We start from the raw sequence: 16,519 nt of genomic DNA, 5'->3' as shown, positions 1-16,519 counted from the left end.
AGGCAATACTTAAGAAGCCCAGTCTTGTCTTATGTCATTAACTGGGTTTTAATGCAAAATCAGTTAGATCGATACCCCTATCGATCTTCCCCCTTTCTTGGCGTGTAGATTTGACCGTTGCGTAGCAGCGCATCGATCACACGCACGAGTTTTCGAGCGGTGAGGACGAGGGCTCGTTTGTGTTGGTGCTTTGGTACTTCCTCATACTTCTTCCGGTAATAGGTGCGAAACGACGCATCATGCCGTTGTACCGAGTTGGCAGCCTCCACTAGGTAGTAACGGAGATAGCGATTGCCGGAACGAATGAGGGAAGTCTCCTCGGCTTGGAACCGACCGGACTGGTGCTTAGACCAAGTCAAACCTGCATACTTTGCTAAGGCGGCTTGGTTGTCAAAGCGCTCGATTTGTCCAATTTCGGCTAAGATGCCAGCGGCGTAGACCGGACCAATGCCGGGAATCGTTTGTAACGTATTTGGGATGCCTTCCAAATGGCGAGTAATCGCTTTATCTAGCTCTTTAATTTGCGCTTGAAGGCTACGGATGGATTGAATCGATAGCCCTAAAAGCAAGTCGATGGAATCCTCGACACATTTGGAAAGCCGATACGACGAACGAGCCGCCTTTTGAATGGACTTGGCGATGCATTCCGGATCGGCAAAGCGATTGCGTCCTTTTTGGCGCAAGAAGTCAGCGAGCTGTTGCACGTCCATCTGACTGATTTCGTCTAAGCTAAACGACTCGAGAAGAAGCTCTAAGATGGCATGTCCGAACACGGAGCTGTCCACCTCTTGGGTAAAGGAACTGCACTTGTAAAACAAGTGTTGGAGGAAGTACTGCTTTTCCCGAGTCAGCTGATGGACGAGATGATAGCGCATGCGCGTGAGCCGTTGAAGGGCGATAAACTGTTCTTGCATGACAGCTGTCACTTTCAAACGGCCAAAGCGAAGCCGATCGGCGATGATCCACGCATCGATGCCGTCCGTTTTATCCAAGTCAGTGTACGCTTCTTTAAATTTGCGAATGAGCTTTGGATTGATGGTAAACACCTTGACATTCCAAGACTTCAGCTCCTCCTGTTGGTGGAAAAACATCGCTGGATGCCAGCTGTAGACCGAAGTGGCTTCCATCCCGATGAGAATTTCGGATGGTTGGAGCTTGTTGGCCCACAGGAGGATTTGATCGCGAAGGAAGGTCGCGCCAAGGAGATGATTGTCCACCTTGAATTGGGCGCACGTGTTTCCTTCTTGATCCATGATACACGTGTATAAGTCCGTTGAGCTCACGTCAATCCCGACGTAGAGTTTCATGAGATCACCTCCAATCGTAGTAGGATCGTGGGGTTGGGACTCTTCGGGATGCCCCCGGACCGCGCCTGTTGACCAGTCACCCTCGCATATGAGAACTCACGTTGGGCCATGGGCTGCCTGGAAGCTGCTCCTTCCAGCATGGGAAACCAACGGGAACAGCCTGCGGGTTAGAAGTCCGAACAGGAGCCGGGGAGACAGACTTTCTAAGTAGTCAAAGCTACAGGAGAGAGAAGAGTGTCCCCGATGATCCTAAGACCATTATCCAAGAACATCGCGAAAAGTCCAACCCCGATGTAGTGCCATCCACGGGGGAGGGGCGCGCCCCTCCCCCGTGGGCAAATCACTTACACATATGCGATTGTCAAGGAGCATATCCAACTGGAAATTCGATTTAAAAATCTTTCTAAACATACTATACGAGGAGGGAATAGCATGGCAGTAGACAAAAAAGTGCTTCATGAGATGATTGAACAGTTAAGCGAATCCGATCAAAAATCAGCATATGAATTTTTATTGCATTTACTGCAAAGATCAAAAAAAGATCATAAATGGTGGGATGAAGTAGAGGAAGTAAGTGAAGAAGAAGCATTGTTAACAGAAGAAGAAAAACGGCAGTTACAAGGAGATGAAGGATATGTGACTGGTGGTGATGCAAAACGTGAATTTGGCTTACAAGTTGATTTACCGTAAGGAAGCAGTAAAATTTCTTGCTAAGCAAGAGAAAGAAGTACAAGAACGAATAGTTATAGCATTACAGGGATTGCTTTACAGCCCTCCTCAAGGAGACATTAAAAAAATGAGAGGACAACAAAGTTTGTACCGTTTACGTGTTGGCACATACCGCATTCTTTTCCGCATTGATCACCACGAGCAAATGATTTACATCGAAGCGATTGGAAATCGGGGAGACCTATATTAACTTCACTATATTAAATCATTATTGCGTTAATTCGATGTCATTTACTTCCTATATCGGGCATGCTATACTCACAAAGGAAGGTGAGAGGCATGCGAAAAAGAAGCAACATAACAAATCCATTCGTTGAAAAAGTGCTAGAATACGTATATATTCTTGTCGGCTCGGCCGTTGTGGCCGTTGCGTTCAATTTATTTTTACTTCCGAATCGTGTCGCATCAGGTGGGGTAAGCGGCATCAGTACGATTTTACATGCGACGCTCGGTTGGCAGCCAGCGTACGTACAATGGGCGCTTAACATTCCATTATTTATCGCAGGTGTGCTATTGCTCGGAAAGCAGTTTGGTGTCAAAACATTAGTTGGTACTGCCTTTTTACCGTTTATCGTTTATTTGACACATGATGTGGCACCAGCAACGCATGATCCGTTGCTTGGGGCATTATTTGGCGGCATTGGCGTCGGCGTAGGATTAGGCATTGTTTTTCGTGGTCGCGCATCGACAGGGGGAACCGATTTAGCTGCTCAAATTATTCATAAATATACAGGGTTATCGTTAGGGACGTGCGTCATTTTAATTGATGGCTTAATTGTTTTAACAGCGGCGTTTGTGTTTGATTTAGAACGGGCGCTATATGCATTAATTGCGTTATTTGTGACGAGTAAAACAATTGACTTTGTTCAAGTTGGTTTCGGCAATTCAAAAATGGCGATGATTATTACAACGAAAGAAGAACAAGTGCGAGAAGCGATTTTGCATAAAATTGACCGCGGTGTGACAAAACTACATGCATACGGCGGATATACAGAAAAAGAGCGCACGATGCTCATGTGCGTTGTGGCACAAAGTGAGTTCACAAAATTGAAACAATTAGTGAAAACCATTGATCCGTCTGCATTTGTCGTCGTTATGGATGCAGCAGAAGTGCTTGGGGAAGGATTTAAACGTGCCTAACGTAAAAATGATACGATATAATAGAAATGTATGAAAATGTTTACAAGGGGGATATACGTATGAAGAAAAAGCTACTTAGTTTATTCGCTGGTACAGCGATTGTGTTAGCAGCCTGTGGTGGGGGGGATAGCACAAGCGAAAAACCAGCAAACGGCGGAGGGGATACCGCTTCAGCAGCGGAAGCCGTTTACAAAAAAACGTGTGCAAGCTGCCATGGACAAAACTTAGAAGGCGGCGTCGGTCCAGCGCTTGATAAAGTAGGCGGAAAATATTCGCAAGATGAAATTAAAGATATTATCGCAAATGGTCGCGGGGGCATGCCCGGTGGCTTACTCAAAGGCGACGATGTAGATAAAGTAGCGGAATGGTTAGCTGCGAAAAAGTAAGAGGATGCGATTTTGTGCATCCTCTTTTCATTTGTAACACTCTTGAAATATAACTGTAAATAAAATTCGCCCCCCTTTTTGTCGGAAATGATGATATAATGAACAAGGCGAGAATTTTGCAGGAATATGTAGAAAAACATCGAATACTTAGGTGGTTGCTTATGATTGAGATGCAAGATGTATATAAAACATACCCGAACGGAGTGATCGCATTAAACGGCATTTCCGTTCGCATTAAGCAAGGTGAATTTGTATATGTCGTCGGTCCGAGCGGTGCTGGGAAATCGACGTTTATTAAAATGATGTATCGCGAAGAGAATCCGACAAGCGGCAAAATTATGATTAACGGCGTGAACTTAGCGAATATAAAAAATAGCAAAGTCCCTTTGCTTCGCCGAAATATCGGGATCGTCTTCCAAGACTTCAAGCTTCTTCCAAAGTTAACGGTGTATGAAAACGTCGCGTTTGCTTTGGAAGTTATTGAGGAATCGCCAAAAAACATTCGCAAGCGCGTCATGGAAGTGCTTGACTTAGTGCGACTAAAACATAAAGCGCGCTTTTACCCTGATGAATTGTCTGGAGGAGAGCAACAGCGGGTGTCGATCGCTCGTTCAATCGTCAACAACCCAGCAATTGTTATTGCTGATGAACCGACGGGAAATTTAGATCCAGATACATCTTGGGAAATTATGGACATCTTCGAGCGAATTAACGATCGTGGAACGACGATTGTCATGGCAACACATAACCGTGAAATCGTCAATACGATTCGCAAGCGCGTCATTGCGATTGAACGCGGGAAAATTGTGCGCGACGAAGTGAAGGGGGAATACGGTTATGAGGCTTAACACCCTTCGTCGTCATTTTCGTGAAAGTTTTAAAAGTCTCGGACGAAACGGTTGGATGACGTTTGCGTCCATTAGTGCTGTTACGGTGACGCTTTTGCTTGTCGGCGTGTTTCTCGTCATTATGCTCAATATTCAACATATAACGAAGCAAATTGAGCGCGATGTTGAAATTCGTGTGCATGTTGATTTAAGTGCAACAGACGCAGACAAAGATGCGCTTCGAGCCAAGCTTGAAGCTCTTTCTGGCGTGGAAAAAGTGGCGTATTCATCTAAAGATGAAGAGCTACAAAAATTGATTGAAAGCTTTGGAGAAGATGGTCAATCGTTCCGTCTATTTGAACAAGACAACCCGTTAAGCGATGTATTTATTGTGAAAGCAAAAAATCCGCTTGATACAGAAAAAATCGCAAAACAAATTGAAACTTTGCCTTCTGTCAGCAAAGTCAAATACGGGAAAGGACAAATTGAAAAGCTATTTGCGGCAACGACGACGATTCGCAACGTCGGATTGGCGCTCATTGTCGGATTATTATTTACGGCGATGTTTCTCATCTCAAATACGATTAAAATTACAATTTTTGCCCGTCGTCGTGAAATTGAGATTATGAGATTAGTAGGGGCGACTAACGGATTTATTCGCTGGCCGTTTTTCCTTGAAGGGCTATGGCTCGGTGTATTAGGTTCGATTGTGCCAATTGCCATCGTCCTGTCCGCCTATTCGTACATATTTGATTTATTGTACCCGAGATTAAAAGATACATTTTTTCAACTTCTCCCATTTTATCCGTTTGCATGGCAAGTGGCGGCTGTGCTCGTCTTATTAGGTGCATGTATCGGCATATGGGGAAGCATGATGTCCGTCAGACGATTTTTAAAAGTATAGAAAGAGAGAGGGGTTTACGGTGCGAAAAAGATGGGGAACGATTGTTGTCGCTGTGATGTTGCTTGTTTCGAGTGTAGCTGCGCCTGCGCATGCGGTGACGAAGCGCGATATTCAACAGAAAAAAGAAGAAATAAAAAATGTACAACAAAAGCAGTCAACGATTGAAAATAAAATTGAACAGTCGCAACAAGAAATTGAGCGATTGAAAGCAGAACAAGAGCAATTAGATGCAGAAATTAAAAAGCTAGATTTAGCGGTAGAAGAAACAAGCGCCAATATTCGTACAAAACAGCAAAACATTGAAGAAACGAAACAACAAATTGTTGCGCTTCGCAAAGAAATCGAGGAAGTCACAGCGCGCATTGAGCAGCGCAATGAGTTGTTGAAAGAGCGGGCGCGTTCGCTGCAAGAAAGCGGAGGAGTTGTCAGCTATTTAGACGTGTTGCTTGGTGCGAAAAGTTTTAGCGATTTTATTGATCGAATGAGCGCTGTTGCGACCATTTTTGAGGCAGACCGTCAAATGATTAGAGAGCAAGAAGCAGATAAAGCGCTAAAGGAAGCGAAAGAGGAAGAACTAAACGATAACTTAGTTCGCTTGCAAGAGCAGCTAAATGAGCTACAAAAGTTAAAACAAACGTTAAACGAACAAATTGCAGCGAAAGAAAAATTAATGGCACAGTTAAAAGAAGAGCAAAAACATGAGGAAGAAAAACAGCTCGCTTTAGAAGAAGAAAAAGAGTTGCTTGAAAAACAAGAAGCGGCGATGAAAAACCAATTGCAAGAAATGATTCGTCGCCAAAAAGAACAGGAAGAAGCGCGGAAACGAGCATTATCAAGCCGCGGATCGTCATCAGAGAGCGGTGGCAGTTTGCCTCCTGTATCTGACGGGGCGTTTATGCGTCCAGCGAACGGTCCAATTACATCGACATTTGGCCCGCGTTGGGGTGAATTCCACTACGGTGCAGACATTGGTAAGCGTGGTGCTAGCGTTCCTGTCGTGGCAGCTGCTGACGGGTATGTTTACCGCTCATACTATTCCCCGAGTTACGGAAACGTCATTTTTATCATGCATTATATTGATGGGCAAGTGTACACGACAGTATATGCCCATCTTGAGTCCCGCCTTGTTGGTGAAGGACAAAACGTCAGCAAAGGTCAAATGATCGGCTATATGGGCAACACAGGTCGTTCGTTTGGTGCACACTTGCATTTTGAGTTGCATCGTGGGCCTTGGAATGCATCAAAATCGAATGCGGTAAATCCAATGCAATACGTTCCGTTTTAAAGCACAGCTTGCCTGCTGTGCTTTTGCGTATTGGTTGAGAAAACGGTACGCTCGGTGTAAAATAAATACATCTTCATCAGTTATGAACAGTACAAGCTATTCATATAATGAAAACAAACAGGCATCGCACACGGTGTGATGCCTTTCATGTATCGAAGGGTGAGGAGGCAAAACATGAATAAAAAAACAATCGCAGCACTCATGGCTTTATCGATGTTGTTCGGATCTGGGGTGACGTATGTCGGGATGCAGTCGCTTTCTTCCGATACGTCAACGATGACGATCAACATCCCAACAACAACGGAGAAGCCATCGAACGAAGAACTACAAAAAATTGAACAAGCATACAGCATGATTAAACAAAAATACGTTCAAAACGTAGATGAAAAGCAGCTCATTGACGGTGCGATTCAAGGAATGATTGCGACGTTAAAAGATCCATACTCCGTTTATATGGATAAAGAAACAGCGGAGCGGTTTAACGAGTCGCTTGATTCTTCTTTCGAAGGAATTGGAGCGGAAGTGAGCATGGTCGACGGCAAAGTGACGATCGTTGCCCCATTTAAAGGGTCGCCTGCAGAAAAAGCTGGGCTTCGTCCAAACGATCAAATTATTAAAGTGAACGGCGAAAGTTTAGAAGGACTTGACTTATATGAAGCGGTATTAAAAATTCGTGGGAAAAAAGGAACGATTGCTCGTTTAGAAGTCATTCGTCCGGGAGTTAGCGGCGTTTTAACGATTGAAGTCGTTCGTGACGAAATTCCGATCGAAACGGTATATGCGTCCATAAAGGAAGTGAACGGCAAACGAATCGGCTATATTGAAATTACATCGTTTGCGGAAAAAACAGCAGAGGATTTTAAAAAGAAGTTATCCGAGTTTGAGAAAAAAGGAATCGCAGGGCTCATTATCGACGTGCGCGGCAATCCGGGAGGGTATTTACAAAGCGTGGAAGATATTTTAAAAGATCTTGTTCCGAAAGATAAACCGTACGTGCAAATTGAAGAACGTGATGGTGATAAACAACGCTTCTTCTCCAATATAACGAAGAAAAAAGATTATCCAATTGTTGTGCTTATTGATAACGGAAGCGCCTCGGCATCAGAAATTTTAGCCGCAGCGTTAAAAGAAGCAGGCGGCTATCCGCTTGTTGGTGAAAAAACGTTCGGAAAAGGAACGGTACAACAAGCGTTGCCGATGGATGATGGCAGCCATATTAAATTAACGTTATATAAATGGCTCACACCGAACGGAAATTGGATTCATCAAAAAGGCATTGAACCGGATGTGAAAGTAAAACAGCCTGACTTTTTCTATGCTCATCCGCTTCAAATCGATAAGCCGTTGGCATATGACATGAACAACGAACAAGTGAAAAGCGCACAACAAATGTTAAAAGGTCTCGGTTTTGACCCAGGTCGCGAAGATGGCTACTTCAGCAAACAGACCGAGCAAGCTGTTCAATCGTTCCAAAAAGCAAACGGCTTACAAGTGACAGGAAAAATTGATAAACAAACAGCGAATATGTTGCAAACAAAAGTGATGGAAGCGGTTCGTGACGAACGATATGACGAGCAATTGAAAAAAGCATTACAGCTTATTGCGAAATAAAAAGGTCCCCCTGTCCGTTTTGAAGGCAGGGGGACACTTTTATAAAAAGAGGCTAATAATGCCACGTCGTGTTTGTTTTGGTTGCTCATGAACAAGTTTCGTTTGTTGTTGATGTTCGAGGTCAACAATTCGTTGCTCGAGCCGTTGGATGTATTGGAGCATGTCTTCTATTTCTCGCCGATGTTGCAATAGTTGAAACGAGACAACGTCATCTGCTTTTTGGTCAATTTTTCGTTCGAGTTCATTGAGACGTTGTTCTACCTCTTCCCAATCGACATGTTCCTTCTCTTCTTCCTCTATGCCGAGAAACTTATATTTTTCTAGTTGTTCGACCGCTTCGTTCGTAAACACATAATGTCCTGTCTCGTTTTTTTTGCATGGAATGTTATACTTTTTTACCCACCGTTGCACCGTTTTTGTCGATACCCCAAGTCGTTTCGCGACCGCGCTCGTCTTTAGTTCCATTGTCCCACGCTCCTTCCGAATGATATGTTGAAAAAAGTTAGACATTTTTTATGAAACTCCTTGCATGTTGACAAAACTAGTGCTTATTCGGCAAAGAAAGTGAATTTTCGTCAACAATAAATGCTTGAAATTTGTTACAATACAAAATAGACCACCCGAAAAAATGGAGTTGATGGAAATGGAAGCATGGGGATTTGTGTGGTTAAAAGCGCTCGGAACGTTTTGGTTACAACCGTTGTTATATTATGCAATCATATTTGCATGGTTTATTGGCTGGCGTCGTGTGCAACGCGAAAGACGGGATTTTCATACGCGCGTCTATCGTTCTTCTCGTGAGCTGCGTGCACTCATTCGCTCACGCAGTTGGCTTGCCATTGTTTTTTCAATTGTAACCGTTGGCGTTGGACTTGTCATTCCGAATGATACGCTCGTTTTTTGGACGATTGTGACGATCGTATGCAGTTTTTTTATGCAGCTTCGGCTGTTATCGCCTGCATATGTAGGTAGTATCGTTATATTTACCGTTAGTTTTTTTGCGCAAATGGAGTGGGCACAGCCATTTTTTGCGCGCTTTTTCCCGCATATGACGGAAACAAATGTGACTGCCATCGCGCTTTTAATCGGATTGCTTTTGTTTGTCGAAATGTGGCTCGTTTACCGTGAAGGAGCAGAGCTTAGCTCGCCGCGGCTTGTAACGAGCAAGCGGGGACTTGTCATCGGTGAACAAATGATGCAACGTCTTTGGCTCGTACCTTTTATTATTCCTGTGCCAGGAGAGGGAGTGACGCCGTTTGGAGCGTGGTGGCCGATCATTTCAGGCGGTGAGACGTATTCGCTCGTTCTCGTGCCGTTTTTACTTGGGTTTTCCCAACGCGTGCAAACAGGAATGCCTATTTATTTAGTGAAATGGACAGCGAAGCGTATCGGCTGGCTAGCATCGGTTGTTAGCTTATTGGCTATCGGCAGCTACTGGTTGAAGCCGCTTGCGATCGTTAGTGCTGTTGTGGCTATTTTATGGAGAGAGTGGATTGCTTTATCAGCAAAGTTGTATGAACAAAAGCGCCCTCCGTATTTTACAAAACGAACGAATGGGCTTGTTATTTTAGGCGTGTTGCCGGATACGCCAGCACATAAAATGGCGCTTTCGGTCGGAGAAGTAATTGTGAAGGTAAACGGTATACCGGTCGTGACGGAAGATGAATTTTACGCAGCATTGCAACATAATCGTGCATTTTGTAAGCTAGAAGTATTAAACGAGAGCGGGGAAGTTCGCTTTGCGCAATCGGCTTTATTTGAAGGGGAACATCACGAACTCGGGCTGTTATTCGTAAGAGATGAGGGATAGTATGTGGTTTTTGTTAGCGTTAATTGTACCGGCGTTGCTAGTTATTTTATTTACGCGGGTGACGTATAACCATTATGTCGGTACACTGCTTACTGTCGCGTTGCTCGTAGCATCGTATGTGAAAGGATATACCGATCAATTGTATGAAATTGTTGCTGATATAGCGTCGCTCATCGTCGGATTTTTATATGCGAAACGAATGGTAGAAAAGCAAAAACAGTCGTAAACCTGTCCAAATGGGCAGGTTTTTTCATAGAATATTTGTTCGTATTTTTCGCTTTTCGGTTTCGTCATATGGTACAATGAAAATAGAAATGAAGTGGAGGGACGATTGTGGACACATTTCAATTAGTATCCGCTTATAAGCCGCAGGGCGATCAGCCGAAAGCGATCGCGAAGCTTGTCGAAGGGATTCAACAAGGAAAAAAACATCAAACGTTGCTTGGAGCAACAGGAACAGGAAAAACGTTTACGATTTCAAACGTCATTCAACAAGTGAATAAACCGACGTTAGTCATTGCGCATAATAAAACGTTAGCAGGGCAATTGTATAGCGAGTTTAAACAATTTTTTCCGCATAACGCGGTCGAATATTTTGTCAGCTATTACGATTATTATCAGCCGGAAGCGTACGTTCCGCAAACAGATACGTATATTGAAAAAGATGCAAGCATTAATGACGAAATTGATAAATTGCGCCATTCCGCAACGTCTGCGCTATTTGAACGACGCGACGTCATTATTATTGCAAGCGTTTCGTGTATTTATGGTTTAGGTTCTCCAGAAGAATATCGCGAACTTGTCGTTTCGCTTCGCGTCGGCATGGAAATCGAGCGCGATCATTTGTTGCGCCGACTTGTCGACATTCAATATGAACGAAACGATATTGATTTTCGTCGCGGAACGTTTCGGGTGCGCGGAGATGTCGTCGAAATTTTCCCTGCCTCACGCGATGAGCATTGTATTCGCATTGAGTTTTTTGGTGATGAAATTGAGCGCATTCGCGAAGTGGATGCACTCACAGGACATGTGATGGCAGAGCGAGAACATGTGGCGATTTTCCCAGCATCCCACTTCGTCACACGTGAAGAAAAAATGAAGCTGGCCATTGAAAATATTGAAAAGGAATTAGAAGAGCGGCTTCGCGAGCTGCGTGAACAAGGAAAATTGCTTGAAGCGCAGCGATTAGAACAACGGACGCGCTACGATATTGAAATGATGAAGGAAATGGGATTTTGTTCGGGCATCGAAAACTATTCGCGTCATTTGACGTTGCGTCCACCAGGCTCAACGCCTTATACGTTGTTAGATTATTTTCCTGACGACTTTTTAATTGTGATTGACGAATCGCATGTGACATTGCCGCAAATTCGCGGCATGTATAACGGTGATAAAGCGCGAAAAGAAGTGCTTGTTGAACACGGCTTCCGTTTGCCATCGGCGCTCGATAACCGGCCATTGACGTTTGAAGAATTTGAACAAAAAGTGAATCAAGTGATTTACGTATCTGCGACACCAGGTCCGTATGAGCTTGAACATTGTCCAGAAGTCGTTGAACAAATTATTCGTCCGACAGGATTGTTAGACCCGACGATTGATGTGCGACCGATCGCAGGGCAAATTGACGATTTAGTCGATGAAATTCAAAAGCGCATCGCTCGCAAAGAACGCACGCTTGTGACGACGTTGACGAAAAAAATGGCGGAAGATTTAACCGATTATTTAAAAGATATCGGCATTCAAGTGGCGTATTTGCATTCGGAAATTAAGACGCTAGAACGAATTGAAATTATTCGCGATTTACGATTAGGCAAATATGATGTGCTCGTCGGCATTAACTTATTGCGAGAAGGGCTTGATATCCCAGAAGTGTCGCTTGTAGCGATTTTAGATGCCGATAAAGAAGGGTTTTTACGTTCTGAGCGCTCACTCATCCAAACGATTGGACGAGCGGCGCGCAACGCGAATGGGCATGTCATTATGTATGCCGATACGATCACGAAATCAATGGAAATTGCGATCAATGAAACGAAGCGGCGACGTGCGATTCAAGAAGCGTATAACCGTGAGCATGGCATCGTGCCAAAAACGATTCAAAAAGACATTCCAGATGTCATTCGTGCGACATTTGCCGCGGAAGAAAAAGAAGCGTATGAAACGAAAGATGTCCGTCATTTATCAAAAGAAGAGCGCCTTGCGCTTATTGCCAAACTCGAACAAGAAATGAAAGAAGCAGCCAAAGCTCTTCATTTTGAACGTGCTGCCGAACTGCGCGATCTCATTTTAGAATTGAAAGCGGAGGTGTAACGAATGGATCATATCGTCGTCAAAGGTGCACGAGCGCACAATTTAAAAAATATTGATGTCGTCATTCCGCGCAACAAGCTCGTTGTGCTTACCGGCTTATCGGGCTCGGGAAAATCATCGCTTGCATTTGACACCATTTACGCGGAAGGGCAGCGGCGATATGTCGAATCGTTGTCGGCATACGCCCGGCAATTTTTAGGGCAAATGGATAAGCCTGATGTCGATTCGATTGAAGGGCTGTCACCCGCCATTTCAATCGATCAAAAAACGACAAGCCGCAACCCACGATCAACAGTTGGAACAGTGACGGAAATTTACGATTATTTGCGCTTATTGTTTGCGCGTATCGGACGTCCGATTTGTCCGACGCATGGCATTGAAATTACGTCGCAAACAATTGAACAAATGGTTGACCGCCTGATGCAATATCCAGAGCGGACGAAAATGCAAATTTTAGCTCCGATCGTTTCGGGAAGGAAAGGGACGCACGTCAAAACGTTAGAAGAAATAAAAAAGCAAGGATATGTACGCGTGCGCATCGACGGGGAATTGCGCGATGTATCTGAAGACATCGTACTTGAAAAAAATAAAAAGCATTCGATCGAAGTGGTCATCGACCGCATCATCATGAAAGAAGGTATTCAGTCGCGCCTGGCTGATTCGCTTGAAGCGGCGTTGAAGCTTGCGGACGGTAAAGTGCTCGTCGATGTCATCGGACAAGAAGAGTTGTTATTTAGTGAACATCACGCTTGTCCACACTGCGGTTTTTCAATCGGTGAACTAGAGCCGCGTTTATTTTCGTTTAACAGCCCGTACGGTGCGTGTCCATCGTGCGACGGGTTAGGGGCAAAGTTGGAAGTCGATCTCGATTTAGTCATTCCAAATAAAGAACTGACGCTTCGTGAACACGCGCTCGCGCCATGGGAACCACAAAGCTCGCAATATTATCCGCAGCTGTTAGAAACGGTATGTCGTCATTACGGCATTGATATGGACGTGCCTGTGAAACAGTTGCCAAAACAACAGCTCGATCTTTTATTGTATGGATCGAACGGTGAGAAAATATATTTTCGCTATGAAAACGACTTCGGCCATGTGCGCGAAACGTATGTGGAGTTTGAAGGTGTCGTGCGCAACGTCGAACGCCGTTATCGCGAAACGACATCGGATTATGTGCGTGAACAAATGGAAAAATATATGACCGAACAACCGTGTCCGGCGTGCGATGGCAACCGTTTGAAAAAAGAAAGTTTAGCGGTTTTCGTTGGCGGCAAACATATCGGGGAAGTGACGGCGATGTCGGTCAATGAAGCGCTGACGTTTTTTGAAACGCTTCAATTGACGGAAAAAGAACAAAAAATCGCTCATTTAATTTTGCGTGAAATTGTTGAGCGTCTCGGCTTTTTAAAAAATGTTGGGCTCGATTATTTAACGTTAAACCGCGCGGCAGGGACATTGTCAGGTGGAGAAGCGCAACGTATTCGATTAGCGACGCAAATCGGATCGCGGTTAACCGGTGTATTATACGTATTAGACGAACCGTCAATCGGACTTCATCAGCGTGATAACGATCGGTTAATTGCGACATTGCAAAACATGCGTGATTTAGGAAATACGCTCATTGTCGTCGAGCACGATGAAGATACGATGCTTGCGGCAGATTATTTAATTGACATCGGACCGGGAGCAGGGGCGCACGGAGGAGAAGTTGTCGCTGCAGGTACACCTGAACAAGTGATGAATGATCCACATTCATTAACCGGTCAATATTTATCAGGGAAAAAGTTTATTCCGCTCCCGATTGAACGAAGAACGCCAGACGGTCGTTGGCTTGAAGTCGTTGGAGCTAGGGAAAACAATTTAAAAAACGTCGATGTTCGCATTCCTCTCGGGCTGTTTGTTGCGGTGACGGGGGTATCCGGTTCGGGAAAAAGTACGCTCATTAATGAAATTTTGCATAAAGCGTTAGCGCAAAAGTTACATCATGCAAAAGTAAAACCGGGAGAGCATACAGACATTCGCGGCATTCACTATTTAGATAAAGTCATTGACATCGACCAGTCGCCAATCGGCCGAACACCGCGCTCCAATCCGGCGACGTATACGGGCGTTTTTGATGATATTCGTGATCTATTCGCAACGACAAATGAAGCGAAAATGCGTGGATATCAAAAAGGACGGTTTAGTTTTAATGTGAAAGGCGGTCGCTGTGAAGCGTGTCGTGGCGATGGGATTATAAAGATCGAAATGCACTTTTTGCCGGACGTATACGTGCCATGTGAAGTATGTCACGGTAAACGATATAATCGCGAAACGTTGGAAGTGAAATATAAAGATAAAAATATCGCTGAAGTGCTCGATATGACAGTAGAAGAAGCGCTGACGTTTTTTGAAAATATCCCGAAAATTAAACGAAAGTTACAAACACTTTACGACGTCGGACTCGGCTATATGCAACTCGGACAGCCAGCTACAACGCTTTCTGGTGGCGAGGCGCAGCGGGTGAAGTTGGCATCTGAATTGCATCGTCGTTCGACAGGAAGAACGTTATACATTTTAGATGAGCCGACAACAGGTTTGCATGTGGATGATATTGCCCGTTTATTACATGTTCTGCAACGGCTTGTAGAACAAGGAGATACGGTGCTTGTCATCGAGCATAACTTAGACGTCATTAAAACGGCAGACTATATTATTGATCTTGGACCAGAAGGCGGCGATGGGGGTGGACAAATCGTTGCGGTAGGTACGCCAGAAGAAGTGGCGCAAGTTGAGCGATCGTATACCGGGAAGTATTTGCAGCCAATTTTGGCACGCGATCGCGAACGCATGCGCCAACGTATACCGAGCGTATAATGCGCTCGGCTTTTTTATACGAAACTTTCCTTTCCAACAATCGTATGTATAAGTAAAGAAAAAGGGAGATGATGCGAATGGAAGGAAATAAGTTGCTTGCGGCGTTATGTTATCAGGCGTGTTGATTAACCAATAATATCCATAAAAAACATAGAAAAAAGAGCACCTTTCCTGTAGAATGTAAGTAACAACACAAACAAACCTAGGAGGTGCTCTCTATGCACAAGCATACCACACTCCCAAATTTGATGCAAAAAATTGTTTCTGATGAAGATCTCCAGTCGATTACCGAAGCCGTTGGCTACCATGACACTTCGCGGACGTTTACGGTGCGCACGTTGGTTGATTTTTTTCTGCTGGCGGCACTTCACGAATGGAAAAGTTTCCGTCATGGTGCCGATGTGGCGAAAATGTACGGATTGCCGACGTTTCATTACTCGACGGTTTCTAAGAAAGCGAAAGAAGTTCCGTACGAGGTGATGAAGCGCTTATTTGCTTTGGTTGTTTCTAAGTGCAATCGCCAAACCCGCCGTTCGCTTCGCTTTCCAAAAGCATTGCGTATAGTAGACTCCACGACCGTCACCGTGGGGAAAAACCGCCTGACATGGGCACCCTATCATGGGGAACGATCCGGAGTGAAAATGCACGTCGCGTATTCCCCTGAGCAACAAATGCCGAGCGACATCGTAGAAACCGTAGGGTTGCGCCACGATGGACCGGTGGGAGAGCGGCTCACAGACGTACAAACGGTTCTTGTCGAAGATCGAGCGTACTTTAAAATTGAACGCCTCGATCGGTTTGTCGAACAGAAGCAACCGTTTGTGATTCGGATGAAAGACAATGTCGAGATCCATCAAAAAAAGAGCCTAAAGCGCCTTTCTTCCTCCTCTTCTTCTATTGTGGCGGATTTTACTTGCCAGTTAGGAACGAAACAATGTCGTTCCAAAAAGCGCCATCGCGTCGTGATCTTTCAGGATGCGAACGGGCATGAAATCCGTGTGGTCACGAACGTCTTAGAGGCATCGGCGGAAAAGATTGCCGAGATGTATCAAGAACGTTGGACAGTGGAAGTGTTTTTCCGATGGATCAAGCAATATCTAAACGTTCCGACCTTATTTGGCAACAACGAGCATGCGGTATACAACCAACTTTTTGCGGCATTTATCGCTTATGTGTTACTGAGATGGCTATATCATCGAACGGAAAAACGGACAACCTCGTCCCTTACCTTTCTTTCGTTTGTCCGTCGTTTTTTCTCTGGGCAACTTCCTCTCGAATGGAAATCCGAGATGGCAGCTGTCTTATTTGAGTATGCCCGAATATATGGGAGGAGTATGCCTAATTTTGGATAATCAAC

Annotated in this window: 15 protein-coding genes; 13 read left to right on the top strand and 2 right to left on the bottom strand. The window is 44.6% G+C overall.

The genetic code is table 11. The features are described 5' to 3' along the window. Nucleotides 1-77 precede the first annotated feature (77 nt). On the bottom strand, nt 78-1,307 hold the full coding sequence (locus tag NSS60_RS13225; protein ID WP_064214420.1) for an IS110 family transposase: 1,230 nt from the start codon (nt 1,305-1,307) through the stop codon (nt 78-80). A 432-nt stretch (nt 1,308-1,739) separates the two neighbouring features. On the opposite strand from NSS60_RS13225, the gene NSS60_RS13220 reads away from it, so the two are divergent. The 8 genes from NSS60_RS13220 (at nt 1,740) to NSS60_RS13185 (ending at nt 8,189) form a co-directional block, all read left to right on the top strand. After that, a complete protein-coding gene (locus NSS60_RS13220) occupies nt 1,740-1,997 on the top strand; it encodes a hypothetical protein (protein ID WP_004892607.1) in 258 nt (85 codons plus the stop codon). After that, on the top strand, nt 1,966-2,226 hold the full coding sequence (locus tag NSS60_RS13215; RefSeq protein ID WP_035019276.1) for a type II toxin-antitoxin system RelE family toxin: 261 nt from the start codon (nt 1,966-1,968) through the stop codon (nt 2,224-2,226). Before NSS60_RS13220 ends, NSS60_RS13215 begins: the two co-directional genes overlap by 32 nt. An 89-nt stretch (nt 2,227-2,315) precedes the next feature. Beyond that, nucleotides 2,316-3,176, top strand: a complete 861-nt coding sequence (locus NSS60_RS13210; protein WP_004892603.1) for a YitT family protein — start codon at nt 2,316-2,318, stop codon at nt 3,174-3,176. A gap of 59 nt (nt 3,177-3,235) precedes the next feature. Continuing rightward, nucleotides 3,236-3,562 (top strand): cytochrome c551, encoded by a 327-nt coding sequence (gene cccB / locus NSS60_RS13205; protein ID WP_004892600.1) that lies wholly within the window; start codon nt 3,236-3,238, stop codon nt 3,560-3,562. A 161-nt stretch (nt 3,563-3,723) separates the two neighbouring features. After that, nucleotides 3,724-4,410 carry a cell division ATP-binding protein FtsE gene (ftsE, locus tag NSS60_RS13200; protein WP_004892597.1) on the top strand — a complete coding sequence of 229 codons (687 nt, stop codon included), beginning with the start codon at nt 3,724-3,726 and terminating at the stop codon, nt 4,408-4,410. Next, nucleotides 4,400-5,293, top strand: coding sequence for a permease-like cell division protein FtsX (ftsX, locus tag NSS60_RS13195; protein WP_004892594.1), 894 nt, complete (start codon nt 4,400-4,402; stop codon nt 5,291-5,293). The genes ftsE and ftsX overlap by 11 nt, the downstream gene beginning before the upstream one ends. 19 nt (nt 5,294-5,312) lie before the next feature. Next, nucleotides 5,313-6,578 (top strand): murein hydrolase activator EnvC family protein, encoded by a 1,266-nt coding sequence (locus NSS60_RS13190; protein WP_004892591.1) that lies wholly within the window; start codon nt 5,313-5,315, stop codon nt 6,576-6,578. 174 nt (nt 6,579-6,752) lie between these two features. Continuing rightward, nucleotides 6,753-8,189, top strand: coding sequence for a S41 family peptidase (locus NSS60_RS13185; protein ID WP_004892589.1), 1,437 nt, complete (start codon nt 6,753-6,755; stop codon nt 8,187-8,189). Nucleotides 8,190-8,228: 39 nt separating this feature from the next. Here the strand turns inward: NSS60_RS13185 and NSS60_RS13180 are convergent, their stop codons facing one another. After that, a complete protein-coding gene (locus NSS60_RS13180; RefSeq protein ID WP_035019275.1) occupies nt 8,229-8,654 on the bottom strand; it encodes a MerR family transcriptional regulator in 426 nt (141 codons plus the stop codon). A 178-nt stretch (nt 8,655-8,832) separates the two neighbouring features. On the opposite strand from NSS60_RS13180, the gene NSS60_RS13175 reads away from it, so the two are divergent. From NSS60_RS13175 to NSS60_RS13155, 5 genes are all read left to right on the top strand, one after another. Continuing rightward, the gene (locus tag NSS60_RS13175; protein ID WP_035018927.1) at nt 8,833-9,999 is read left to right on the top strand and encodes a PDZ domain-containing protein; all 1,167 of its coding nucleotides are present in this window, start codon (nt 8,833-8,835) and stop codon (nt 9,997-9,999) included. Between the two features lies 1 nt (nt 10,000). After that, complete coding sequence (locus NSS60_RS13170; RefSeq protein ID WP_004892581.1) at nt 10,001-10,225, top strand: CsbA family protein; 225 nt, start codon at nt 10,001-10,003, stop codon at nt 10,223-10,225. Nucleotides 10,226-10,332: 107 nt separating this feature from the next. Further along, nucleotides 10,333-12,306 carry an excinuclease ABC subunit UvrB gene (gene uvrB / locus NSS60_RS13165; RefSeq protein WP_004892577.1) on the top strand — a complete coding sequence of 658 codons (1,974 nt, stop codon included), beginning with the start codon at nt 10,333-10,335 and terminating at the stop codon, nt 12,304-12,306. 3 nt (nt 12,307-12,309) lie between these two features. Further along, nucleotides 12,310-15,162: an excinuclease ABC subunit UvrA gene (gene uvrA, locus NSS60_RS13160; RefSeq protein WP_192954075.1), complete on the top strand. Its 2,853-nt coding sequence runs from the start codon at nt 12,310-12,312 to the stop codon at nt 15,160-15,162. A gap of 218 nt (nt 15,163-15,380) precedes the next feature. Then, entirely contained in the window at nt 15,381-16,514 is a 1,134-nt protein-coding gene (locus NSS60_RS13155) for an IS4 family transposase (protein WP_064214037.1), read from the top strand. The last annotated feature ends 5 nt before the right edge of the window (nt 16,515-16,519 follow it).

The sequence above is a fragment of the Anoxybacillus sp. FSL W8-0382 genome, from assembly GCF_038003845.1.
GTDB lineage: Bacteria > Bacillota > Bacilli > Bacillales > Anoxybacillaceae > Anoxybacillus > Anoxybacillus flavithermus_G.
The sequence above is the reverse complement of the archived record's forward strand: the minus strand, read 5'-3'. Positions and strand labels throughout refer to the sequence as shown.